This window comes from Pantoea sp. S-LA4 (assembly GCF_054482835.1).
Genome location: NZ_JBTLRC010000002.1, coordinates 2,516,180 through 2,539,680, shown reverse-complemented (window position 1 = coordinate 2,539,680; position 23,501 = coordinate 2,516,180). Strand labels below are relative to the sequence as shown.

General features: G+C 55.1%; 21 protein-coding genes. 17 read left to right on the top strand and 4 right to left on the bottom strand.

From position 1 onward, the window contains the following. The first annotated feature begins 106 nt into the window (after window positions 1–106). Both yfcF and yfcD read left to right on the top strand, forming a co-directional pair. Window positions 107–748 carry a glutathione transferase gene (gene yfcF, locus ACX3P5_RS12585; RefSeq protein ID WP_233987529.1) on the top strand — a complete coding sequence of 214 codons (642 nt, stop codon included), beginning with the start codon at window positions 107–109 and terminating at the stop codon, window positions 746–748. A 110-nt stretch (window positions 749–858) separates the two neighbouring features. Continuing rightward, window positions 859–1,383, top strand: a complete 525-nt coding sequence (yfcD, locus tag ACX3P5_RS12580; RefSeq protein ID WP_233987530.1) for an NUDIX hydrolase YfcD — start codon at window positions 859–861, stop codon at window positions 1,381–1,383. Window positions 1,384–1,503: 120 nt separating this feature from the next. Here yfcD and pta read toward each other — a convergent pair whose 3' ends face one another. Both pta and ackA read right to left on the bottom strand, forming a co-directional pair. Then, window positions 1,504–3,648, bottom strand: a complete 2,145-nt coding sequence (gene pta / locus ACX3P5_RS12575; RefSeq protein ID WP_442956303.1) for a phosphate acetyltransferase — start codon at window positions 3,646–3,648, stop codon at window positions 1,504–1,506. A gap of 70 nt (window positions 3,649–3,718) precedes the next feature. After that, on the bottom strand, window positions 3,719–4,921 hold the full coding sequence (gene ackA / locus ACX3P5_RS12570) for an acetate kinase (RefSeq protein WP_233987531.1): 1,203 nt from the start codon (window positions 4,919–4,921) through the stop codon (window positions 3,719–3,721). A 335-nt stretch (window positions 4,922–5,256) separates the two neighbouring features. On the opposite strand from ackA, the gene yfbV reads away from it, so the two are divergent. The 3 genes from yfbV (at window position 5,257) to ACX3P5_RS12555 (ending at window position 7,022) form a co-directional block, all read left to right on the top strand. After that, window positions 5,257–5,709 carry a terminus macrodomain insulation protein YfbV gene (yfbV, locus tag ACX3P5_RS12565; RefSeq protein WP_233987532.1) on the top strand — a complete coding sequence of 151 codons (453 nt, stop codon included), beginning with the start codon at window positions 5,257–5,259 and terminating at the stop codon, window positions 5,707–5,709. Between the two features lie 142 nt (window positions 5,710–5,851). After that, on the top strand, window positions 5,852–6,346 hold the full coding sequence (locus ACX3P5_RS12560; protein ID WP_233988141.1) for a YfbU family protein: 495 nt from the start codon (window positions 5,852–5,854) through the stop codon (window positions 6,344–6,346). Between the two features lie 13 nt (window positions 6,347–6,359). Further along, the gene (locus ACX3P5_RS12555) at window positions 6,360–7,022 is read left to right on the top strand and encodes a sugar phosphatase (protein WP_458968791.1); all 663 of its coding nucleotides are present in this window, start codon (window positions 6,360–6,362) and stop codon (window positions 7,020–7,022) included. Window positions 7,023–7,040: 18 nt separating this feature from the next. Here the strand turns inward: ACX3P5_RS12555 and yfbR are convergent, their stop codons facing one another. Together yfbR and ACX3P5_RS12545 are read right to left on the bottom strand one after the other, a co-directional pair. Then, entirely contained in the window at window positions 7,041–7,640 is a 600-nt protein-coding gene (yfbR, locus tag ACX3P5_RS12550; protein WP_233987534.1) for a 5'-deoxynucleotidase, read from the bottom strand. A gap of 69 nt (window positions 7,641–7,709) precedes the next feature. Continuing rightward, window positions 7,710–8,927 carry a pyridoxal phosphate-dependent aminotransferase gene (locus ACX3P5_RS12545; RefSeq protein WP_233987535.1) on the bottom strand — a complete coding sequence of 406 codons (1,218 nt, stop codon included), beginning with the start codon at window positions 8,925–8,927 and terminating at the stop codon, window positions 7,710–7,712. 963 nt (window positions 8,928–9,890) lie between these two features. Between ACX3P5_RS12545 and lrhA the strand changes: the two genes are divergently transcribed. The 12 genes from lrhA (at window position 9,891) to nuoL (ending at window position 23,443) form a co-directional block, all read left to right on the top strand. Then, window positions 9,891–10,814, top strand: coding sequence for a transcriptional regulator LrhA (lrhA, locus tag ACX3P5_RS12540; protein ID WP_021509211.1), 924 nt, complete (start codon window positions 9,891–9,893; stop codon window positions 10,812–10,814). Window positions 10,815–11,469: 655 nt separating this feature from the next. Next, window positions 11,470–11,913 (top strand): NADH-quinone oxidoreductase subunit A, encoded by a 444-nt coding sequence (locus ACX3P5_RS12535; protein WP_233987536.1) that lies wholly within the window; start codon window positions 11,470–11,472, stop codon window positions 11,911–11,913. A gap of 15 nt (window positions 11,914–11,928) precedes the next feature. Then, window positions 11,929–12,606 carry a NuoB/complex I 20 kDa subunit family protein gene (locus ACX3P5_RS12530; RefSeq protein WP_009089012.1) on the top strand — a complete coding sequence of 226 codons (678 nt, stop codon included), beginning with the start codon at window positions 11,929–11,931 and terminating at the stop codon, window positions 12,604–12,606. Window positions 12,607–12,722: 116 nt separating this feature from the next. Further along, window positions 12,723–14,522 carry an NADH-quinone oxidoreductase subunit C/D gene (gene nuoC / locus ACX3P5_RS12525; protein ID WP_233987537.1) on the top strand — a complete coding sequence of 600 codons (1,800 nt, stop codon included), beginning with the start codon at window positions 12,723–12,725 and terminating at the stop codon, window positions 14,520–14,522. Window positions 14,523–14,524: 2 nt separating this feature from the next. After that, the gene (nuoE, locus tag ACX3P5_RS12520; RefSeq protein WP_046288191.1) at window positions 14,525–15,040 is read left to right on the top strand and encodes an NADH-quinone oxidoreductase subunit NuoE; all 516 of its coding nucleotides are present in this window, start codon (window positions 14,525–14,527) and stop codon (window positions 15,038–15,040) included. 2 nt (window positions 15,041–15,042) lie between these two features. After that, entirely contained in the window at window positions 15,043–16,383 is a 1,341-nt protein-coding gene (gene nuoF / locus ACX3P5_RS12515) for an NADH-quinone oxidoreductase subunit NuoF (RefSeq protein WP_233988142.1), read from the top strand. Between the two features lie 115 nt (window positions 16,384–16,498). Further along, window positions 16,499–19,222 (top strand): NADH-quinone oxidoreductase subunit NuoG, encoded by a 2,724-nt coding sequence (gene nuoG / locus ACX3P5_RS12510; protein ID WP_233987538.1) that lies wholly within the window; start codon window positions 16,499–16,501, stop codon window positions 19,220–19,222. Beyond that, on the top strand, window positions 19,219–20,196 hold the full coding sequence (gene nuoH, locus ACX3P5_RS12505) for an NADH-quinone oxidoreductase subunit NuoH (RefSeq protein ID WP_233987539.1): 978 nt from the start codon (window positions 19,219–19,221) through the stop codon (window positions 20,194–20,196). Before nuoG ends, nuoH begins: the two co-directional genes overlap by 4 nt. Before the next feature lie 11 nt (window positions 20,197–20,207). Beyond that, the gene (gene nuoI, locus ACX3P5_RS12500; protein ID WP_031376232.1) at window positions 20,208–20,750 is read left to right on the top strand and encodes an NADH-quinone oxidoreductase subunit NuoI; all 543 of its coding nucleotides are present in this window, start codon (window positions 20,208–20,210) and stop codon (window positions 20,748–20,750) included. Window positions 20,751–20,760: 10 nt separating this feature from the next. Continuing rightward, a complete protein-coding gene (gene nuoJ, locus ACX3P5_RS12495) occupies window positions 20,761–21,312 on the top strand; it encodes an NADH-quinone oxidoreductase subunit J (RefSeq protein WP_031376231.1) in 552 nt (183 codons plus the stop codon). Then, complete coding sequence (nuoK, locus tag ACX3P5_RS12490; RefSeq protein WP_003854236.1) at window positions 21,309–21,611, top strand: NADH-quinone oxidoreductase subunit NuoK; 303 nt, start codon at window positions 21,309–21,311, stop codon at window positions 21,609–21,611. Before nuoJ ends, nuoK begins: the two co-directional genes overlap by 4 nt. Further along, window positions 21,608–23,443 carry an NADH-quinone oxidoreductase subunit L gene (gene nuoL, locus ACX3P5_RS12485; protein WP_336755647.1) on the top strand — a complete coding sequence of 612 codons (1,836 nt, stop codon included), beginning with the start codon at window positions 21,608–21,610 and terminating at the stop codon, window positions 23,441–23,443. The genes nuoK and nuoL overlap by 4 nt, the downstream gene beginning before the upstream one ends. Window positions 23,444–23,501 lie beyond the last annotated feature (58 nt).

Sequence of the window (23,501 nt, the reverse complement as noted above, 5' to 3'; positions counted from 1 at the left end):
TCGCGCTTTCTTGCAATCAGGCGAAACATCGGACCAGCTCAGCGTTGCCTTCAGAAATAAAAGTCGGTAAACATGATGCAATCCTGACAGCCAATTGAGGTAACCGATGAATTATCCGCCCATCACCCTGTGGTCAGATTCATCATTTTTCAGTCCTTACGCCATGTCGGCTTACGTTGCGCTCACCGAAAAGGGTATTCCGTTTACCCTGAAGCGGGTTGATTTGTCGCAGAATCAGCAATTCGCGGCGGCCTATCGTGAGCTCTCGTTAACCTGCCGGGTTCCCACGCTGCAGATCGATGACTTTCTGCTGAGCGAATCGTCGGCGATCGGCGAATATCTCGAAGAGCGGTTTCCGGCTCCCGAATTTGAACGTCTCTATCCACGCGACCGTGAAAAACGGGCGCGGGCAAGAGAGATTCAGGCCTGGCTACGCAGCGATTTTCTGTGGATCCGACAGGAGCGGCCGACTGAAGTGCTGTTTGCCGGCGAGCGATTTTCACCGCTGACCGCCTCAGCGCAGCAGGCGGTGGATAAGCTGGTTACGGCAGTTGAACGTCTGTTACCCGAAGGGCAGCAAAATCTGTTTGGTGAATGGTCAATTGCCGATACCGATCTGGCGGTGATGCTCAACCGACTGGTACTGCATGGCGATCCGTTACCCGCACGCTTACAGCACTATGCTGAGTTTCAGTGGCAGCGTGCCTCAGTACAACTGTGGTTAGCTGAAAGCGGTAAAAATCGATAGCTTTCGAGGCTTGCTCAAGCTAACGGAAGTGATTACCTTACGCCACACTATGAGAATAACGTGGTAAACAGCGCGTGCATCCAGGCACGCTAAACAGGAAAGGGTTACGGATGGTGGATCACATTGCGGGTGATGATGTCGAGTGGGTCGATATCGTTAGCGAAGAGAATGAAGTCGTTGCTCAGGCGACACGCGCACAGATGCGTGCTCAATGCCTGCGTCACCGCGCCACCTATATCGTGGTACATGACGGTATGGGCAAGATTCTGGTACAGCGTCGTACCGAGATCAAAGATTTTATGCCGGGCAAACTGGACGCGACCGCCGGCGGTGTTGTGCAGAGCGGCGAAGATATGCTGGAGTCGGCGCGACGTGAAGCGGAAGAGGAGCTGGGCATCGCCGATGTACCCTTTGCCGAACATGGCAAATTCTACTTCGAAGATGAACACTGCCGCGTCTGGGGCGGGCTGTTCAGCTGTGTGTCACACGGACCCTTTGCGATGCAGGAAACCGAAGTCGATGAGATCATCTGGATGACGCCTGATGAGATCACCGCACGTTGTGATGAGTTTACCGACGATTCGCTGAAGGCGTTGTCGTTGTGGATGAGCCGCAACGGCGAGAACCGCGCCTGATAAACGAGTGAACCGCGCTGCCTGTGCCGTTCACCTGAATCGGTGGTGGCAGGCGGTTACGCGATCGCAGATAAAAAAAAGGGCATGCGCCGTGGCATGCCCTCTCTGTCAGATTAATGCTTAGCCTTCAGCCTGCTGTGACTGAATAGCGGTCAGAGCGATGGTGTAGACGATATCATCCACCAGCGCGCCGCGTGACAGGTCGTTGACCGGTTTACGCATCCCCTGCAGCATCGGACCAATAGAGATCAGATCGGCAGAACGCTGTACCGCTTTGTAAGTGGTATTACCGGTGTTGAGATCCGGGAAGATGAACACCGTCGCGCGACCGGCAACCTGTGAATTTGGCGCTTTCGACTTCGCCACATCTTCCATGATCGCGGCGTCATACTGCAGCGGACCATCGATCACCAGATCAGGACGTTTCTCCTGCGCGATACGCGTGGCTTCACGCACTTTTTCCACATCGCTACCTGCACCCGAGGTGCCGGTGGAGTAGGAGATCATCGCCACACGCGGGTCGATACCAAAGGCTTTGGCGGAATCGGCTGACTGAATCGCGATCTCGGCCAGCTGTTCAGCGGTCGGGTCCGGGTTAATGGCGCAGTCACCGTAGACCAGCACCTGCTCAGGCAGCAGCATAAAGAACACCGACGACACCAGCGAACTGTTTGGCGCGGTTTTGATCAGCTGCAACGGTGGACGAATGGTATTCGCGGTAGTGTGGACGGCACCGGAAACCAGACCGTCGACTTCGCCACTTTCCAGCATCATGGTGCCAAGCACCACGTTATCTTCCAGCTGTTCCTGCGCCACCACTTCGGTCATGCCTTTGCTCTTACGCAGCTCAACCAGACGCGGCACGTAGTTTTCACGTACCTGAGCCGGATCGACAATCTCGACGCCTTTACCGAGCTCAACGCCCTGTGCAGCAGCGACACGCTGGATCTCATCCGGATTACCTAACAGCACGCAGGTCGCGATGCCGCGTTCGGCACAGATCGCGGCGGCTTTCACGGTACGCGGCTCATCACCTTCTGGCAGCACCACACGTTTGCCTGCTTTACGCGCCAGCTCGGTCAGCTGATAGCGGAAGGCTGGCGGTGACAGACGACGGCTGCGTTCAGAGGTGGCGGTCAGTGACTCAATCCAGTCAGCATTGATGTAGCTGGCGACATACTCCTGCACTTTTTCAATGCGCTGGGTATCATCAGCCGGCACTTCCAGGTTGAAGCTCTGCAGGCTGAGTGAGGTTTGCCAGGTGTTGGTTTTCACCATAAACACCGGCAGGCCGGTCTGGAACGCGCGCTCACACAGTTTCGCGATGCGCTCGTCAATCTCATAGTTACCGGTCAGCAGTATCGCACCAATCTCGATGCCGTTCATCGCGGCCAGGCAGGCGGCAACCAGCACATCCGGACGGTCAGCAGAGGTAACCAGCAGCGAGCCAGGGCGGAAATGCTCCAGCATGTGCGGAATGCTGCGGGCGCAGAAGGTAACGGATTTCACCCGGCGGGTCTGAATCTCACCTTCGTTGATGATGCGCGCATTGAGGTGACGGCACATATCGATGGCGCGGGTCGCGATCAGATCGAAGCTCCACGGCACGCAGCCTAATACCGGCAGCGGGCTGTCGGAAAACAGCTGCTTAGGATCGATATTGGCGATGCTGGCTTTTGACGAGTCATCAAAGATCTCTGACAGGTCAGGGCGGGTACGCCCTTGTTCATCGACGGGCGCATTCAGTTTGTTGATGATCACGCCGGTGATGTTCTTATTCTTCTGTCCGCCAAAGCTGCTTTGGGTCAGCTCAATGCGTTCTTTCAGCTGGGCCGGAGAGTCATTGCCCAGCGCCATCACGAAGACGATTTCCGCATTCAGGGTTTTCGCGATTTCGTAGTTCAGCGCGTTAGCGAACTGATGCTTACGGGTCGGGACCAGGCCTTCCACCAGCACCACTTCGGCATCCTGGGTGTTGGCATGGTAACGGGAGATAATTTCTTCCATCAGCACATCCTGCTGGTTCGATCCCAGCAGAGATTCTACCCGTGACATCTGCAGCGGTTCAGCGGCAGGAATCGATGAGTTCTTACGGATGATGGTGGTGGTTTGATCCGGGGTATCGCCGCCAGAACGCGGCTGAGCAATCGGCTTGAAGACGCTGAGACGCACGCCTTTACGTTCCATGGCGCGAATGACGCCGAGGCTGACGCTGGTCAGGCCGACGCTGGTGCCGGTCGGAATGAGCATAATTGTACGTGACACGATTGAACCTCTCAGGAATTGCAGGGTGTCAAAAACAACTCCGTCAGCCTGAGCTGACGGAGAGAAGTGATTACGCAGTCAGACGCGCAGCGTCCTGGGCGATGACCAACTCTTCGTTGGTTGGAATCACCAACGCCGGGCGGGTCCCTTCTTTATTGATGTAGCCGGACTGGCCAAAGCGGGCCGCCAGGTTACGATCGTGATCGACTTCGAAACCGAGTAGCGCCAGCTTTTTCAGCGACAGTTCACGCACCATCGCGGCGTTTTCACCGATGCCGCCGGTGAAGACCACGGCGTCAAGACGGCCATCCATCAGCGCGGTATAGCTGCCGATATATTTCGCCAGGCGATGACAGAACACATCCATCGCGCGCTTCGCATCTTCTTTGGTGGTGTAGTTCTCTTCAACATAACGGCAGTCGCTGGTCACTTCGGTCAGCCCTAACAGGCCAGACTCTTTGGTCAGCAGCTTGTTGATCGCATCCACACTCATGCCGAGGGTGTCGTGCAGGAAGAAGATGATAGCCGGATCGATATCACCACTGCGGGTACCCATCACCAGACCTTCCAGCGGCGTCAGACCCATTGAGGTATCGACGCACTCACCATTGCGGATTGCCGAGACAGAACCGCCGTTGCCGAGGTGACAGGTAATGATGTTCAGTGACGCCAGCGGCTTGTTGAGCATTTTGGCCGCTTCATGGGTGACGTAGAAGTGGCTGGTCCCGTGCGCGCCATAGCGACGGACGCCATGTTCTTTATATAATTTGTACGGCAGCGCGTAGAGATAGGACTCTTCCGGCATTGTCTGATGGAAAGCGGTGTCAAATACCGCGACATTCTTATCTGACAGGTGCGGGAAGTTTTTCATCGCCTCATCGATACCGATCAGGTGGGCCGGATTGTGCAGCGGGGCGAATGAAGAGGCATCTTTAATGCCCTGAATCACCTCTTCGGTGATCACCACGGACTGCGTCAGTTTTTCGCCGCCGTGAACGATGCGATGGCCGATTGCAGCAATTTGTGCCGAAAGCGCGGGTTTTTGTGCCAGAATGGTTTTAACAATGAAATTCAGTGCTTCGCTATGCGCCGCGCCGGCACCGAGAGGGGCTTCCTGTTTTTGACCGTCCAGCTTCCACTTAATACGCGCTTCAGGAAGATGAAAGCATTCCGCCAGACCAGACAAAAACTCGTCACCGCTGGCAGGATTGAGGATGGCAAACTTAAGGGAAGAGCTGCCACAGTTCAGGACCAGAACTAACTTACTCGACATGGAAGTACCTATTTTTAGAGAGTGGCGAAAAAAAACGCAATCAGACTATCAGCGTAGCCCATGAAAGCTGGTAGATTAATGATAAACATCATGCGGTAGTCAGAATTCTGCTTTTCCGCAAAAAATTTTAGTAATTTTACGCAAAAATTTGAAATTTCTTTGTCGAAACATGACCCGTCCTCTTCCCAAAGGCGGTCGTCGCTGCCAGAAAGGTGGAGAAACGGCGTCAGGATAGCCGGAGTCACCTTTAAAGACAAAAAAAATTGAAGGATGTCACGTAAAGTTGTGTAGTTATAACTATTTTTTAATCTTTGCAGTATTAGTTGAGGTGAGCCATGGCGAATGAATCTGGCAGTACCAGCTGGTTCCGGATGTTTCAGCGCGGACAGCATTACATGAAGACCTGGCCGGCTGATAAGCGCCTGGCACCGGTATTCCCGGAAAATCGTGTCTCATCAGCGACGCGTTTTGCCATTCGTTTTATGCCACCTTTGGCCATTTTTACGCTGACCTGGCAGATCGCGATGGGCGGTCAGCTCGGGCCAGCCGTCGCGACCGCACTGTTCGCCTGTAGCCTGCCGATGCAGGGGCTATGGTGGCTGGGTAAACGCTCCGTCACGCCGCTTCCGCCCACGTTGCTCAACTGGTTTCATGAAGTGCGGGCAAAACTGGAAGAGGCAGGGCAGGCCATCGCCCCGGTTGAAGGCAAACCGACCTACCAGGCGCTGGCTGACGTGCTGAAACGCGCTTTCAAACAGCTGGACCGCACCTTCCTCGACGACCTCTGAGTCACGCCGTTTTTACACTAAAAACCCGGCGAACCTGCAGTCAGATCAAAGAAAGGCGATACGGAGATTTCCGTATCGTCAGCCCTGTGTGATCATTTCCACCTTGTCTGTTATCTGAGCGGTCTCTGGCCGGGAGTAAATGATGGAAATGACCCATGCACAGCGTTTGATCCTTACCAACCAGTACAAAATCATGGCAATGCTTGAGCCAGAAAATGGTGAGCGCTTTCGCCGTTATCAAACCATTATCGAACGCGGCTATGCGCTGCAGATGCGCGAGCTGGACAAAGAGTTCGGTGAGCTCAGCGAAGAGACCTGCCGGACGGTGATCGACATTATGGAGATGCACCATGCGCTGCACGTCTCCTGGTCGAACCTGAAAGATAAAGGCACGCTGGAAGAGCGGCGTCTGGCTTTCCTCGGTTTCGATGCGGCAACCGAAGCGCGCTATCTGGGGTATGTGCGTTTTATGGTCAACAGCGAAGGGCGCTACACCCATTTTGATTCCGGCTCCCACGGGTTTAATGCCCAGACGCCGATGTGGGAAAAGTATCAACGTATGCTGGCTTTGTGGCAGACTTGTCCGCGACAGTACCATTTAAGCGCCAATGAAATTGCGCAAGTGATTAATGCCTGAGGAGGAGTGACGCGTGAACTACAGTGGTTTTCTATTTGATTTAGATGGCACCTTAGTTGATTCACTGCCGGCGGTTGAACGTGCCTGGAGTCAATGGGGCGCCCGCCACGGCATTGCAGCGGAAGAGATTCTGGCATTTATCCACGGCAAACAGGCGATCACTTCACTGCGTCATTTTATGGCCGGTCAGCCGGAAGCGGCGATTCAGGCGGAGTTTGTGGCGCTGGAACAGGCCGAAGCGGCAGATACTGATGGCGTTCAGGCACTGCCCGGCGCACACGCATTGCTGAATACGCTTAATGAATTGCAGATCCCCTGGGCGATTGTGACTTCAGGTTCCGTCCCGGTGGCGCATGCGCGACATAAAGCGGCAGGATTACCGCAACCGGCGGTGTTCATTACTGCCGAGCAGGTAGCCAAAGGTAAACCCGAGCCGGACCCTTATCTGCTGGGTGCCGAAAAGCTCGGCTTAGCGGCCACTTCCTGCGTCGTGGTTGAAGATGCGCCAGCCGGGATTCTCTCAGGCCTGAATGCCGGTTGTGCGGTTATTGCGGTTAATGCGCCAGCTGACACGCCACGATTTAACGAGGTGGCGTTGTCGCTCACCTCGCTTGAGTCATTAATCGTGACCCGGCATCGCGATGGGCACTTCAGCTTTGGCCGTCAGGATCAATAACGCTTCCGCGCCGCGGATTCAGAGCGGCGTATCCTGTGAAATTTCATCCAGTGACAGGCTGAAACTGGGAATAAACACCTCAACGAAGTAATCCATTTCCGGCGAGCGGCGGTCGGCCAGGGTTTTTTCCAGCCTGGCCTTGGCCAGCAGAAATTCGTTGTTACCGGCGGAAAGCTCTTCCAGACACTTCACGTAAGCACAGAGCGCATCCGCCTGCTTCACGACCGCCTGTTCCTCTTCACTGTGCAGATGCTCATCAATCAGCGGACGGTAGATCGCCTGAAACTCTTCAGGCAGCATCTCAATCAGCTTCTGCTGCGCAATTTTTTCAATCTTTTTATATTCGTGGGCAATTTGCGCGTTGTAATACTTCACCGGGGTCGGCAGATCGCCGGTCAGCACTTCGCTGGCATCGTGGTAGAGCGCCAGCATGGCGATGCGATCGGCGTTGAGCGTGCCGTTGAACTTGAGGTTTTTAATCGACGCCAGGGCGTGCGCCACCATCGCGACCTGCAGACTGTGCTCAGAGACGTTTTCGGTGCGCACATTACGCATCAGGGGCCAGCGATTAATCAGTTTCAGGCGGGAGAGATGGGCAAAGAAGTGGCTTTGAGTCATGAGCGTTCCTGTGAGCCGACAGGGGAGAGACGGGCTCTCCCCAAATAGCGTCAGTATACGCGGCTGAGATTACTGACGATAGCCTTGCAGGAAGCGGCCAAACTTATTGATCGCCATCTCAAGATCATCGACGCGCGGCAGAGTGACGATGCGCAGGTGATCCGGCCACGGCCAGTTAAAGGCGCTGCCCTGTACCAGCAGCACTTTCTCCTGCAGCAGGAAATCCAGCACCATCTTCTGATCGTCAAAGATATTGAATTTTTTCGCATCAATGCGCGGGAACATATAGAGCGCGCCCTGCGGTTTCACGCAGCTGACGCCGGGAATATCATTAATCAGCTCCCAGGCGCGCTGGCGCTGTTCATACAGCCGGCCGCCAGGCATGATAAATTCACTGATGCTCTGGTAGCCACCCAGCGCGGTCTGAATCGCATGCTGAGCCGGAACGTTGGCACAGAGACGCATTGAAGCAAGCATCTCCAGCCCTTCAATGTACCCTTTAGCGTGCTTTTTCGGGCCGTTCAGCACCATCCAGCCCTGACGGAAGCCCGCCACACGGTAGGTTTTTGACAGGCCATTAAAGGTCACGGTCAGCAGATCGGGGGCCAGCGCGGCGATGCAGTGATGCTGTGCTTCGTCGTACAGAATTTTGTCGTAGATCTCATCGGCGAAAATGATCAGGTTATGCTGACGGGCAATTTCGACGATCTCTAACAGCAGCTCTTTGCTGTAAACCGCACCGGTGGGGTTATTCGGGTTGATGATAACGATGCCGCGGGTGCGTGGCGTGATCTTACTGCGGATATCATCCAGGTCGGGGAACCAGCCAGCCGATTCGTCACACAGATAATGCACCGCTTTACCGCTCGACAGCGAGACGGCTGCGGTCCATAACGGATAGTCGGGTGCCGGTACCAGCATCTCATCGCCACTGTTCAGCAGGGCCTGCATCGCCTGCACGATCAGCTCAGAGACACCGTTACCAATGTAGATATCCTCGACGGTGACATCGCGCATATCGCGTGCCTGATAATGCTGCATGATCGCTTTACGGGCAGAATACAAACCTTTCGAGTCGCAATAACCCTGTGCGCTCGGCAGATTACGAATCACATCCACCAGAATTTCGTCAGGCGCTTCAAAACCAAACGGCGCGGGATTACCGATGTTCAGTTTGAGTACTTTGTTGCCTTCTTCTTCGAGGCGTTTGGCCTCTTTCAATACCGGACCGCGGATGTCGTAGCAAACGTTATCCAGCTTACCGGATTTATCAATCTGAAAAGTCATTGTTACCGCCTTAATGGGCAGAATCCTTTTGGCTGCCACAGAAATCAAACCAGCACAATGTACTCTCCTCACGAACACAAAAGAAGGGTGCCGCTCGGTTTTGGCGCGTTCAGCAACTTTTCCCGCCGCTGATAGCGCAAAAGATATTTGTTACCCTGATGATTAGTTAAACTAACCATATCAGCATTGCTAAACGATATTTTTAGCTGAGAGAGGCGGGCACTGGCGGGGCTGCATTTGCACATTATGAAACATTTTTGGAACTTATGACGGTTGAACCTTTCCCGACATTTGAAATATACACTCTGTGAAATAGTTAAAAGATATTTTATTGATGGTTAAATAATCATCGTTTAAGGGGTGTTGACGTGGCTCAGGTCTTAATGCTGCTAAAGAATGATGCCGTTGGCACCTTGTCATAACCGGAGAAGTGCCAAAAGATCAGGTCCGGATGGCACCAGCTTTGCGAATCAGAAGGCATTCACTGTCACTTCCGGCCAGAGATCAGACTCACCGAACAGGTGAAAAGAAAGCGATCCGCTGGCAGAAGGGGCCGGAAACGCCTTTAGCGCAAAATTTACAGCGCTTTTCACAAAATCATTTCCATTTTGAAGTCAAAAATGATTAAGTATAATTTATTATTTAGTGCGTCTTGCCGCTCCGCTTTACCGGATGCAACATCGCGCATTCTGTCCCGCTTCGCTGTTTTGGGTGGGAATAAGACAACTACGCAGCTTCCTGCATTCGCGCACCCCGCGCCTTCGGTTCAGAAGTTGTATCTGTCTTCCTGATCCTGTTGATCTTCTGATGGGTCTTCAGCGGTCTGTAAACGTCAGTGAAATTTTTTGTGCCAGTCTCAACACAGGACTGTCATTGAGCACCATTACTGTTTATCACTTTGATAAGCTTAGTAATAACACCAGGGTAGTAGTTCGTAAAAATCTAATAAGTGAAGAAAAAAACATGACTAATGCAAATCGTCCGATACTGAATCTCGACCTCGATCTGCTGAGAACCTTCGTTGCCGTTGCTGATCTCAATACGTTTGCCGCCGCCGCTGCAGCGGTCTGCAGAACGCAATCAGCCGTCAGCCAGCAGATGCAACGTCTGGAGCAATTGGTAGGTAAAGAGCTGTTTGCCAGACATGGACGTAATAAGCTATTAACCGAGCACGGAATCCAGCTTTTAGGTTACGCCAGAAAAATCCTTCGTTTTAATGACGAAGCCTGCACCTCCCTGATGTACAGCAATATTCAGGGTGTGCTGACGATTGGCGCCTCCGATGATACCTCTGACACCATTCTGCCGTTCCTGCTGAACCGGGTTACCTCGGTTTATCCGAAGCTGGCTATTGATGTGCGGGTAAAACGTAACCCTTTCATGATGGAAATGCTCAACCAGGGCGAAGTTGACCTTGTGGTCACCACTTCCAGCCCGGGCAATTTCACCTATCAGGTCCTGCGCACGTCACCGACTTTGTGGTACTGCGCGGCAGATTACATTTTCCAGCGTGGCGAAGCCATTCCGCTGGTGCTGCTGGATGAGCCAAGTCCTTATCGCGACATGGCCATCGATCATCTTAATGAAGCGGGCATCCCGTGGCGTATCTCGTACGTCGCGTCAACGCTGGCTGCGGTTCGTGCCGCGGTTAAAGCGGGATTGGGCGTCACAGCACGTCCGGTCGAGATGATGAGTCCGGAACTGCGGGTGATGGGCGCAGCAGAAGGTTTACCGGTGCTGCCGGATACCCAGTATCTGCTGTGTCGTAATCCTGACAGCGATAACGAACTGGCACTGGCAATCTTTAACGCCATGCAGTCAACCAATGACCCGTACAATCTGAGTGCCAATCCGGATGGTACGCTGTTACTGGACGACGAAGAGTAAGTTGGTTGCCATCATGCTGCACAGATCCTGTGCGGAATGAGCGGCACAAAACGCCGATAAAAAAGCCTTTCATTCTGTAAGCAGAACGAGAGGCTTTTTTTTACCCGCCTGATGATAGCTGACAGCTTTTTCCGCTTCGCCAGCCTGCTGTTTCAATAGTCACCTGCTGCAATTAATTTCATCTCTGCTTTAACTGAAACTTACCCACCAAAAAAACGGATGCTTCGTTTCGCCTTGCGCCAAAAAATGGAGGAATTTAGCGCAAAAAGGGCAGAAGTGTGTTCTGGATCAAAAAAATACCCCTGGTAAGGGGAAGGAAAACCCGCGGATACCTGTCAAAATATGTTTGTTAAATGCACGATCCATGCGTGTAAATACCCGCTACACTAAAATTAACCCTACAGACTGAAGCGATTTAGCTGGAAAGCGGGGCATCATTTGTTAATAATATGATGCAGGTGTGAAATAATGTTTGGATACTTTTGTCAAAGTTGACAAAAGGTTATAGAAAGGAGTAAAAAACCCCATAAAATTGCTGCTTATTTAAGAATAACAGCGACATTTAAAAGGTTTTTATCCTTCCCTTGAATCGATGTGGTCAGTTTGCTGCGGGAAACGCGTGCAGGATGCCAGCGCCACTTTTGATGAGTAAGCAATGAGTATGTCAACTACCACCGAAATCATCGCTCAGCATTGGGCGTTTATCGTCTTTATCGTCATCGCATTTGGCCTGTGTGCTTTCATGTTGACCGGAGGATGGCTGCTTGGCGGCAGAGCGCGCGCGCGTTATAAAGACACGCCGTTCGAGTCAGGCATCGAGTCCGTAGGCGACACCCATATCCGCCTGTCGGCCAAATTCTATCTGGTTGCGATGTTTTTCGTCATCTTCGACGTCGAAGCCCTCTTTTTATACGCATGGGCGACCTCAATCCGCGAAAGCGGCTGGGTCGGCTTTGTGGAAGCCGCAATTTTCATTTTGGTGCTCCTGGCGGGCTTGGTCTATCTGGTACGCATTGGCGCACTCGATTGGGCTCCTGCACGTCGTCGCGTCGTGGTTAAAACCACCACGATCAGTCACACCAATCCTCACAAGCAGTAAAAGAGAGGCAATAAGATGGACTATACGCTCACCCGCATAGACCCGAACGGTGGTGAGAACGACCGTTATCCTCTGCAAAAGCAGGAAATCGTCAGCGATCCGCTGGAGCAGCACGTTCATCGCAGCGTTTACATGGGCAAACTCGAAAATGCCCTGCACGACATGGTGAACTGGGGGCGTAAAAACTCCCTGTGGCCTTATAACTTCGGCCTCTCCTGTTGTTATGTAGAGATGACGACCTCGTTTACCGCCGTGCATGACGTGGCACGTTTTGGTGCTGAAGTCATGCGCGCCTCGCCACGTCAGGCCGACTTTATGGTGATCGCCGGTACGCCATTTACCAAAATGGCCCCGGTGATTCAGCGTCTGTATGACCAGATGCTGGAGCCAAAATGGGTGATCTCAATGGGTGCCTGCGCCAACTCTGGCGGCATGTATGACATCTATTCCGTGGTGCAGGGCGTGGATAAATTCCTGCCGGTTGATGTGTATATCCCTGGCTGCCCGCCGCGTCCGGAAGCCTACATGCAGGCGCTGCTGCTGTTGCAGGAGTCGATCGGCAAAGAGCGTCGTCCGCTCTCCTGGGTGGTTGGCGATCAGGGTGTTTACCGTGCCAACATGCAGTCCGAGCGTGAGAGAAAACGCGGTGAGCGCATTGCGGTCACTAACCTGCGCAGCCCGGACGAAGTGTAAGTTAACCGTATGGATGGCAAAACGCGCCTGCAGCAGAACATCACAATTTAATGCATGGCCCCATCCTGACGCCTTCATTTGAGTGCCTGAGACCAGGCCGGAATGGTGAGTAACGTATGACAGATTTGACCACGCAAGATCTCGCTCAGCCTTCATGGCAAACCCGTGATCACCTGGATGACCCGGTGATCGGCGAGTTGCGTAACCGTTTTGGGCCGGATGCCTTTACCGTTCAGGCGACCCGCACCGGGATTCCGGTAGTCTGGGTAAAGCGTGAACAGCTACTGGAAATCACCGAGTTCCTGCGTAAATTACCTAAACCTTACGTCATGCTGTATGACCTGCATGGCATGGATGAGCGTTTACGCACCCACCGCGCCGGCTTGCCTGCCGCGGATTTTTCCGTTTTTTATCATCTGCTGTCGATTGAACGCAATCGCGACATCATGCTCAAGGTGGCGTTATCTGAAAATGATATGCACCTGCCGACCATCACCCGCCTTTTCCCGAATGCCAACTGGTATGAGCGTGAAACCTGGGAGATGTTTGGTGTGACCTTCGATGGTCACCCGCACCTGACCCGCATCATGATGCCGCCGACCTGGGAAGGTCACCCGCTGCGCAAGGATTACCCGGCGCGCGCCACCGAATTTGATCCGTTTACGCTGACTAAACAGAAAGAAGATCTGGAGATGGAAGCGCTGACCTTCAAGCCCGAAGACTGGGGTATGAAGCGCAGCACCGCCAATGAGGACTTCATGTTCCTCAACCTCGGTCCTAACCACCCGTCAGCGCACGGGGCTTTCCGCATCATTCTGCAGCTGGATGGCGAAGAGATCGTCGACTGCGTGCCTGACATCGGTTATCACCATCGCGGTGCCGAAAAGATGGGTGAACGTCAGTCGTGGCACAGCTACATTCCTTACACCGACCGCGTCGAGTATCTCGGCGGTTGCGTGAATGAGATGCCTTACGTGCTGGCGGTGGAGAAACTGGCCGGTATCGTGGTGCCGGATCGCGTCAATGTGATCCGCGTGATGCTGTCAGAACTGTTCCGCATCAATAGCCATCTGCTCTACATTTCGACCTTTATTCAGGACGTCGGCGCCATGACGCCGGTGTTCTTTGCCTTTACCGATCGCCAGAAAATTTATGACGTGGTGGAAGCCATCACCGGCTTCCGTATGCACCCGGCCTGGTTCCGCATTGGCGGCGTGGCGCACGACCTGCCGAAAGGCTGGGAACGTCTGCTGCGTGACTTCCTTGACTGGATGCCGAAGCGCCTGAAGGAGTATGACAAAGCCGCACTGCGCAACAGCGTGCTGGTTGGTCGTTCTAAAGGCGTTGCCGCGTACAACATGGAAGAAGCGCTGGCGTGGGGCACCACCGGTGCGGGCCTGCGCGCCACCGGCCTCGACTTTGACGTGCGTAAATGGCGTCCGTACTCCGGCTACGAAAACTTCGACTTCGAGATCCCGACCGGTTCAGGCATCAGTGATGCGTACAGCCGCGTTCAGCTGAAGATGGAAGAGATGTGGCAGTCACTGCGTATCCTGGAGCAGTGTCTCAACAACATGCCAGAGGGTCCGTTCAAAGCCGATCACCCGCTGACCACACCGCCGCCGAAAGAGCGCACGTTGCAGCACATTGAAACGCTGATCACCCACTTCCTGCAGGTTTCGTGGGGGCCGGTAATGCCGGCTAACGAATCCTTCCAGATGATCGAAGCGACGAAAGGGATCAACAGTTACTACCTGACCAGCGACGGCAGCACCATGAGCTACCGCACCCGCGTGCGTACGCCCAGCTTCCCGCATCTGCAGCAGATTCCTTCTGTGATCCGTGGCAGCCTGGTATCCGACCTGATCGTATACCTCGGTAGTATCGATTTTGTTATGTCAGACGTGGACCGCTAATTATGCACGATCAACACATTGCCATTAAAACGATCGACCCCAACGAGGTCTTCGTGCTGAGCGCGGAAGAACATCACGCCATTGAGCACGAAAAACACCACTACGAAGATGCGCGTGCCGCTTCAATCGAAGCGCTGAAGATCGTGCAGAAAGCGCGCGGCTGGGTGCCGGATGGCGCGATTCACGCCATCGCTGAGGTGCTGGGCATTCCGGCCAGTGACGTTGAAGGTGTAGCGACATTTTATAGCCAGATCTTCCGTCAGCCGGTCGGCCGTCATGTGATCCGCTATTGCGACAGCGTCGTCTGTCACATCACCGGTTATCAGGGCATTCAGGCGGCGCTGGAACAGAATCTGAATATCAAACCGGGCCAGACCACGGCAGACGGACGCTTCACGCTGCTGCCAACCTGCTGTCTGGGCAACTGCGATAAAGGGCCAACGATGATGGTGGATGAAGATACCCACGTGCATCTGACGCCAGAAGGCATCGCCACTTTGCTGGAGCAGTATCAATGACATTGAAAACTATCATTCGTACTGCTGAAACCCATCCACTCACCTGGCGGATGCGCGACGACAAGCAGCCGGTGTGGATTGATGAATATCGCAGTAAAAACGGCTATGCCGGTGCTGAAAAAGCGCTGAACAGCATGTCGCCTGACGAAATCGTGGCGGCGGTGAAAGACTCTGGCCTGAAAGGGCGCGGCGGTGCGGGCTTCTCCACCGGCCTGAAGTGGAGCCTGATGCCGAAAGATGAGTCGATGAACATCCGTTACCTGCTGTGTAACGCCGATGAAATGGAGCCGGGCACCTATAAAGACCGCCTGCTGATGGAGCAGATGCCGCACCAGCTGGTGGAAGGGATGCTGATCAGCGCCTTTGCGCTAAAGGCTTACCGTGGCTACATCTTCCTGCGCGGCGAATACATTGAAGCCGCGGTGCATCTGCGCCGGGCGATTGCTGAAGCCACCGAAGCGGGCTACCTCGGTAAAAATATTCTCGGCACCGGTTTTGACTTCGAACTGATTGTTCACACCGGCGCGGGCCGCTATATCTGCGGCGAAGAGACAGCGCTGATTAACTCGCTGGAAGGCCGTCGTGCTAACCCGCGCTCCAAACCGCCGTTCCCGGCGAGTGCGGGTGCATGGGGTAAACCGACCTGCGTTAACAACGTGGAAACGCTGTCAAACGTGCCGGCGATTCTGGCTAACGGCGTCGACTGGTACAAAGGCATCTCGAAAAGCGACGACGCCGGTACCAAGATGATGGGCTTCTCCGGTCGGGTGAAAAATCCTGGCGTCTGGGAACTGCCGTTCGGCATTACCGCCCGTGAAATCCTCGAAGATTATGCTGGCGGGATGCGTGACGGACTGCGCTTCAAGGCCTGGCAGCCTGGCGGGGCAGGGACCGACTTCCTGACCGATGAGCACCTGGATCTGCCGATGGAGTTTGCCAGCATTGGTAAAGCCGGCAGCCGTCTGGGAACCGCGCTGGCGATGGCAGTCGATCATGAAATCAACATGGTTTCGCTGGTGCGAAATCTTGAAGAGTTCTTCGCCCGTGAATCGTGCGGCTGGTGTACGCCATGCCGTGACGGTCTGCCGTGGAGCGTAAAAATTCTGCGTGCGCTGGAGCAGAAACAGGGTCAGCCAGGCGACATCGAAACCTTACTGCAACTCTGCCGTCAGCTCGGTCCGGGTAAAACCTTCTGCGCACATGCGCCGGGTGCGGTCGAGCCGTTGCAGAGTGCCATTAAGTATTTCCGTGAAGAGTTTGAAGCTGGCATTGCGCCGCAGGTGTTCGGTAATACCCGCGCGATTGGCGGGATTCAGCCAAACCTGCTGAAAGCGCGCTGGTAATTCACCGCAGCACACGGAATCAGGCCTGGTGCCGCCGCCCCGACAATCGGCTGTGTGTCGGGGCAAGAATATGATTAACGCTCGTTTCTGACGAGCCTTACGGAAGCATGTCACTATGGCTACAATCCATGTAGACGGTAAAGAGTATGATGTGAACGGAGCGGACAACCTGCTACAGGCGTGTCTCTCTCTGGGCCTTGATATTCCTTATTTTTGCTGGCATCCGGCGCTGGGAAGCGTTGGGGCCTGCCGCCAGTGCGCGGTAAAGCAATTCCAGAATGCCGAAGATACCCGCGGCCGTCTTGTCATGTCCTGCATGACGCCGGCTTCTGACGGCACATTTATCTCCATCGATGATGGCGAAGCGAAAGAGTTCCGCGAAAGCGTGGTGGAATGGCTGATGACCAACCACCCGCACGACTGCCCGGTGTGTGAAGAGGGCGGTAACTGTCACCTGCAGGATATGACAGTGATGACCGGCCACAGCTTCCGCCGTTATCGCTTCACCAAGCGTACCCACCGCAATCAGGATCTCGGCCCGTTCATTTCGCATGAGATGAACCGCTGTATCGCCTGTTATCGCTGCGTGCGTTACTACAAAGATTATGCCGACGGCAAAGATCTGGGTGTCTACGGTGCGCACGACAACGTCTATTTCGGTCGTCCGGAAGATGGCACGCTGGAGAGCGAATTTTCCGGCAACCTGGTTGAGATCTGCCCGACCGGCGTCTTCACCGATAAAACCCACTCCGAACGCTATAACCGTAAATGGGATATGCAGTTTGCGCCGAGCATCTGCCAGCAGTGCAGCGTCGGCTGTAACACCAGCCCGGGTGAACGCTACGGTGAACTGCGCCGTATTGAGAACCGCTATAACGGTACGGTAAACCACTATTTCCTCTGTGACCGTGGCCGTTTTGGTTACGGCTACGTCAACCGCAAAGATCGTCCGCGTCAGCCGATGCTGCTGCGTGGCAATGACTGGGTGACGCTTAACGCAGAGCAGGCGGTTAATGCCGGCGCGGATCTGCTGCGTCAGGCGAAAAAAGTGATCGGTATCGGCTCACCGCGCGCCAGCATTGAAAGTAACTTCGCGCTGCGTGAACTGGTGGGCGCAGAAAACTTCTCTACCGGTATGCCGGCTGGCGAACAGGCCCGGCTGGAACTGATGCTTAAAGTGCTGCGTGAAGGCGGGATCTACACGCCATCGCTGCGCGAAATCGAAAGTTACGATGCGGTGCTGGTGCTGGGTGAAGATCTGACCCAGGTTGGCGCACGCGTGGCGCTGTCTGTGCGTCAGGCGGTTAAAGGCAAAGCGCGCGACATGGCGGCGGCCCAGAAAGTGGCAGACTGGCAGATTGCTGCGATCCTGAACATCGGTCAGAACGCTAAACATCCGCTGTTTATTACCAACGTCGATGAAACCCGTCTGGATGATATCGCGGCATGGAGCTATCGCGCCCCGGTTGAAGATCAGGCGCGCCTCGGTTTCGCCATCGCCAATGCGCTGGATGAAACGGCTCCGGCAGTGACCGATTTCGACAGCAAGCTGAACGGCAAGATGGATGTCATCGTGCAGGCACTGGCCGGTGCGAAAAAACCGTTAATCATCTCCGGGACCCACTCCGGCAGCAGCGCGATGATCGAAGCGGCAGCCAACGTGGCGAAAGCTCTGAAAGCGCGCGGTGCCGATGTCGGGATTACCCTGCTGGCAGGACACGCTAACAGCGTGGGTCTGGGCCTGATGGGTGGCAATCCGCTGGAAAGCGCGCTGGAGCAGCTGAGCAACGGTGAAGCCGATGCGCTGGTGGTGCTGGAAAACGATCTCTATCGTCACGCACCGAAAGCGCTGGTGGATGCGGCACTGGCACAGACCACCAACGTGATTGTGGTGGATCATCAGCGTACCGCTACGCTGGAAAAAGCCGGTCTGGTGTTATCGACCGCCAGCTTCGCCGAAAGCGACGGCACCTCGATTAACCATGAAGGTCGCGCACAGCGTTTCTTCCAGGTTTACGATCCCTCTTACTACGACAACAGCATTGTGATGCTGGAAAGCTGGCGCTGGTTGCATTCGCTGCACAGCACGCTGGAAAGCCGTCACGTTGACTGGACGCAGCTGGATCATGTGATCGATGCCGTGGTGAGTCATCTGCCACAACTGGCCGGCATTAAAGATGCCGCACCGGATGCCAGCTTCCGTATTCGCGGACAGAAACTGTCGCGTTCACCGCACCGTTCCAGTGGCCGTACCGCCGCGCGCGCCAATATCAGCGTGCACGAACCGCGTCAGCCGCAGGATCAGGACACCATGTTCGCCTTCTCAATGGAAGGGAACAACCAGCCAGGCGCACCGCGCTCGCAGATTCCGTTTGCCTGGGCTCCGGGCTGGAACTCACCGCAGGCGTGGAACAAATTCCAGGTCGAAGTGGGCGGCAAACTGCGTAATGGCGATCCAGGCGTCCGCCTGTTTGAAGCCAGCGCCGCGCAGCTACCCTGGTTCAGCAACGTCCCTGCGGCGTTCGTCAGTGAAGCGCAATGGCGCGTGGCTCCGTACTACCAGCTGTTTGGTAGTGAAGAGATGTCACAGCGTTCACCGGTGTTCCAGCAGCGTATGGCGCAGCCAATGCTGGTGATTAACCCGGATGATGCGGCGAAACTGGGCGTCAATAATGGTGCTGCCGTGGAGTTCACCTGTGCCGGTGAAACCGTGCGTCTGCCGGTCCGTTTCTCTGCCTCGCTGCAGGCGGGACAGATTGGTCTGCCGCTGGGTATGCCGGGCGTACCGCCGTTCCTGGCGAACGGTAAAATCGACAAACTGCAGGAGGCGGCGCAATGAGCTGGTTAACACCGGATGTTATCGACATTCTGCTGGCCATCGGTAAAGCCATCGTCATTCTGCTGGTGGTCGTGGCCTGTGGCGCGTTCATGAGCTTTGCCGAGCGTCGTCTGCTCGGCCTGTTCCAGAACCGTTACGGACCGAACCGGGTAGGCTGGGGCGGCTCGCTGCAGCTGGTAGCGGATATGATCAAAATGTTCTTTAAAGAGGACTGGGTCCCGCCGTTTACCGACCGCTTTATTTTCACCCTGGCACCGGTTATCGCCTTCGTCTCGTTGCTGCTGGCGTTTGCCATTGTGCCGGTATCGCCAACCTGGATGGTCACGGACCTGAACATCGGTCTGCTGTTCTTCCTGATGATGGCAGGCCTGGCGGTCTACGCCGTGCTGTTCGCCGGCTGGTCGAGTAACAACAAATACTCGCTGCTGGGTGCGATGCGTGCTTCGGCGCAAACGCTGAGCTACGAAGTGTTTCTCGGACTGTCGCTGATGGGCGTGGTGGCGCAGGCGGGCTCGTTCAACATGAACGATATAGTCAACAGCCAGACCCATTTGTGGAACATCATTCCGCAGTTCTTCGGCTTCATTACCTTCTGTATTGCGGGCGTAGCGGTGTGTCACCGTCACCCGTTTGACCAGCCGGAAGCGGAGCAGGAACTGGCCGATGGTTACCACATTGAATATGCCGGTATGAAATTCGGCCTGTTCTTTGTCGGCGAGTACGTGGCGATTACCACCGTATCAGCGCTGATCGTGACGCTGTTCTTTGGTGGCTGGCATGGCCCATTCCTGCCGCCGTTCATCTGGTTCGCCCTGAAAACGGCGTTCTTTATGATGATGTTCATCCTGATTCGTGCTGCGCTTCCGCGTCCACGCTATGACCAGGTGCTGTCGTTCGGCTGGAAAGTGTGTCTGCCGTTGACGCTGTTGAACCTGCTGGCGACCGCCGCAGTGATTCTCTACACAGCGCAGTAAGGGGTTAACAAATGACTTTAAAAGATATTGTCGTTGGCTTCGGCACGACAGTGCGCAGTATCTGGCTGATTGGCCTGCACGCCTTCGCCAAACGTGAAACGCAGATGTACCCGGAAGAGCCGGTTTATCTGCCACCACGCTATCGTGGCCGCATCGTGTTAACCCGCGATCCGGATGGCGAAGAGCGTTGCGTAGCCTGTAACCTGTGCGCCGTGGCCTGTCCGGTCGGCTGTATTTCGTTGCAGAAAGCAGAAACCAAAGATGGTCGCTGGTACCCGGAGTTCTTCCGCATTAACTTCTCACGCTGCATCTTCTGCGGCATGTGTGAGGAAGCCTGTCCGACCACGGCGATTCAGCTGACGCCCGATTTCGAACTGGGTGAGTTCAAGCGTCAGGATCTGGTGTATGAGAAGGACGATCTGCTGATCTCGGGTCCGGGTAAATATCCGGAATACAACTTCTACCGCATGGCGGGTATGGCGATTGACGGTAAAGATAAGGGCGAAGCGGAAAACGAAGCTAAGCCTATCGACGTCAAAGGCTTATTACCTTAAGGAGCAAGGCATGGAATTTGCGTTTTATCTTTGCGGGCTGGTGGCGGTGCTGACGACGTTGCGCGTCATTACCCACACTAATCCGGTACATGCGTTGCTGTACCTGATCATTTCGCTGCTGTCGATTGCCGGCGTCTTCTTCTCGATGGGCGCCTATTTTGCCGGCGCGCTGGAGATCATCGTCTATGCCGGTGCGATTATGGTGCTGTTCGTCTTCGTGGTGATGATGCTGAACCTGGGCAAACAGACGGAGAAGCAGGAACGCGAGTGGCTGAGTCCGTCGCTGTGGATTGGGCCTGGTCTGGTGTCGCTACTGCTGCTGGTGGTGATGGTTTACGCCATTCTGACCGCCAACGATCAGGGCATTGACGGCACCATTATCGACGCCAAAGCGGTCGGCATCAGCCTGTTTGGTCCTTACGTGCTGGCGGTGGAACTGGCTTCCATGCTGCTGCTGGCGGGTCTGGTGGTGGCGTTTCACGTCGGTCGTGAAGATCGGCAGGGTGAAGTGCTCAGCAACCGCGTTTCTGACGCCGCGCAAGCGAAAAAGGAGAATGCATGATCCCGTTACAACATGGATTGATACTTGCTGCCGTGCTGTTCGTCCTCGGACTGACTTCGCTGGTGATCCGCCGTAACCTGCTGTTTATGCTGATCGGCCTTGAGATCATGATCAACGCCGCCGCGTTAGCGCTGGTGGTGGCCGGGAGTTACTGGGGTCAGGCCGATGGACAGGTAATGTATATCCTGGCGATCAGCCTGGCCGCAGCCGAAGCCAGTATTGGCCTGGCGCTGCTGCTCCAGCTCTATCGTCGTCGTCAGACGCTGAACATTGACACTGTGAGCGAGATGCGCGGATGAATCTTCTCTATTTAACAGTACTGTTTCCGCTAATCGGCTTCCTGCTGTTAGCGTTTTCCCGTGGTCGCTGGTCAGAGAACCTGTCGGCCGCGATTGGTATGGGATCGGTAGGACTGGCAGCGCTGACCACGGTGATGGTCGGCGTCGACTTCTTTGCCAACGGTCAGCAGGCTTATACGCAGGCGCTCTGGACCTGGATGCATGTCGGCAACTTTGACATGAAGGTGAACCTGACCCTGGATGGTCTGTCACTGACCATGCTGTCTGTGGTCACCGGTGTCGGTTTCTTTATCCACATGTTCGCCTCCTGGTACATGCGCGGTGAAGAGGGTTACTCGCGTTTCTTCGCCTACACCAACCTGTTTATCGCCAGCATGGTGGTTCTGGTGCTGGCCGATAACCTGATGCTGATGTATCTCGGCTGGGAAGGGGTAGGGCTCTGCTCTTACCTGCTGATCGGCTTCTACTACAGCAATCCGGATAACGGCAAAGCGGCGATGAAAGCCTTCATCATCACCCGTGTCGGCGATGTGTTTCTGGCATTCGCGCTGTTCATTCTCTACAACGAGCTGGGCACGCTGAACTTCCGCGAGATGATGGAACTGGCGCCGGCGCACTTTGCCGCAGACAACCACATGCTGCAGTGGGCAACGCTGATGCTGCTGGGTGGCGCGGTCGGTAAATCGGCACAGCTGCCGTTGCAGACCTGGCTGGCCGATGCGATGGCCGGCCCGACACCGGTTTCGGCACTGATCCACGCCGCGACCATGGTGACCGCCGGTGTCTATCTGATTGCCCGTAGTCATGGCCTGTTCCTGCTGACGCCGGAAGTGCTGCATCTGGTCGGAATTATCGGGGCAATTACCCTGGTGCTGGCTGGCTTTGCCGCGCTGGTGCAAACCGATATCAAACGTGTACTCGCTTACTCCACCATGAGCCAGATTGGCTACATGTTCCTGGCGCTGGGCGTCCAGGCGTGGGATGCGGCGATTTTCCACCTGATGACGCACGCCTTCTTTAAAGCGTTACTGTTCCTCTCTTCCGGTTCAGTGATTCTGGCCTGCCACCATGAGCAGAACATCTTTAAGATGGGCGGCCTGCGTAAGAGCATTCCGCTGGTTTACACCTGCTTCCTGGTGGGCGGCGCGGCACTGGCGGCTCTGCCGCTGATTACCGCTGGCTTCTACAGTAAAGATGAGATCCTGTTTGGCGCACTGGCCAACGGTCACATCAACCTGATGGTTGCCGGTCTGGTGGGCGCTTTCCTGACCTCAATCTACACCTTCCGCATGATCTTCATCGTGTTCCACGGCGAAGAGAAAATTCACGCACATGCCGGTAAAGGCATTACCCATCATCTGCCACTGATTGTCCTGCTGCTGCTCTCCACCTTCATCGGCGCACTGATTACGCCGCCACTGGCTGGCGTGCTGCCAGCCAATGAGTTTGGTGAAGCCGGTAAAGTAGGACTGGAAATCACCTCTGGCGTGGTCGCTATCGTCGGCATTCTGATTGCTGCCGCGCTGTGGCTGGGCAAACGTGAGCTGGTAACGAAGATCGCTAACAGTGCACCAGGTCGTTTCTTCACTACCTGGTGGTTCGCTGCCTGGGGCTTCGACTGGCTCTACGACAAAGTGTTCGTCAAACCTTACCTCGGTATTGCTTGGCTGTTAAAACGCGATCCGCTGAATGCCCTGATGAACCTGCCTGCACTGTTCTCACGTATCGCCAATAAAGGTCTGGTGGTGAGTGAAAACGGGTATCTGCGCTGGTATGTCGCGTCAATGAGTGTCGGTGCCGTGGTCGTGCTGGCCCTGATGCTGGTGATTTAAAGATTGATGAGCGGGGCAGGTTAGCTAATCTGCCCATTGAGAATGTCAAAAATTGTCC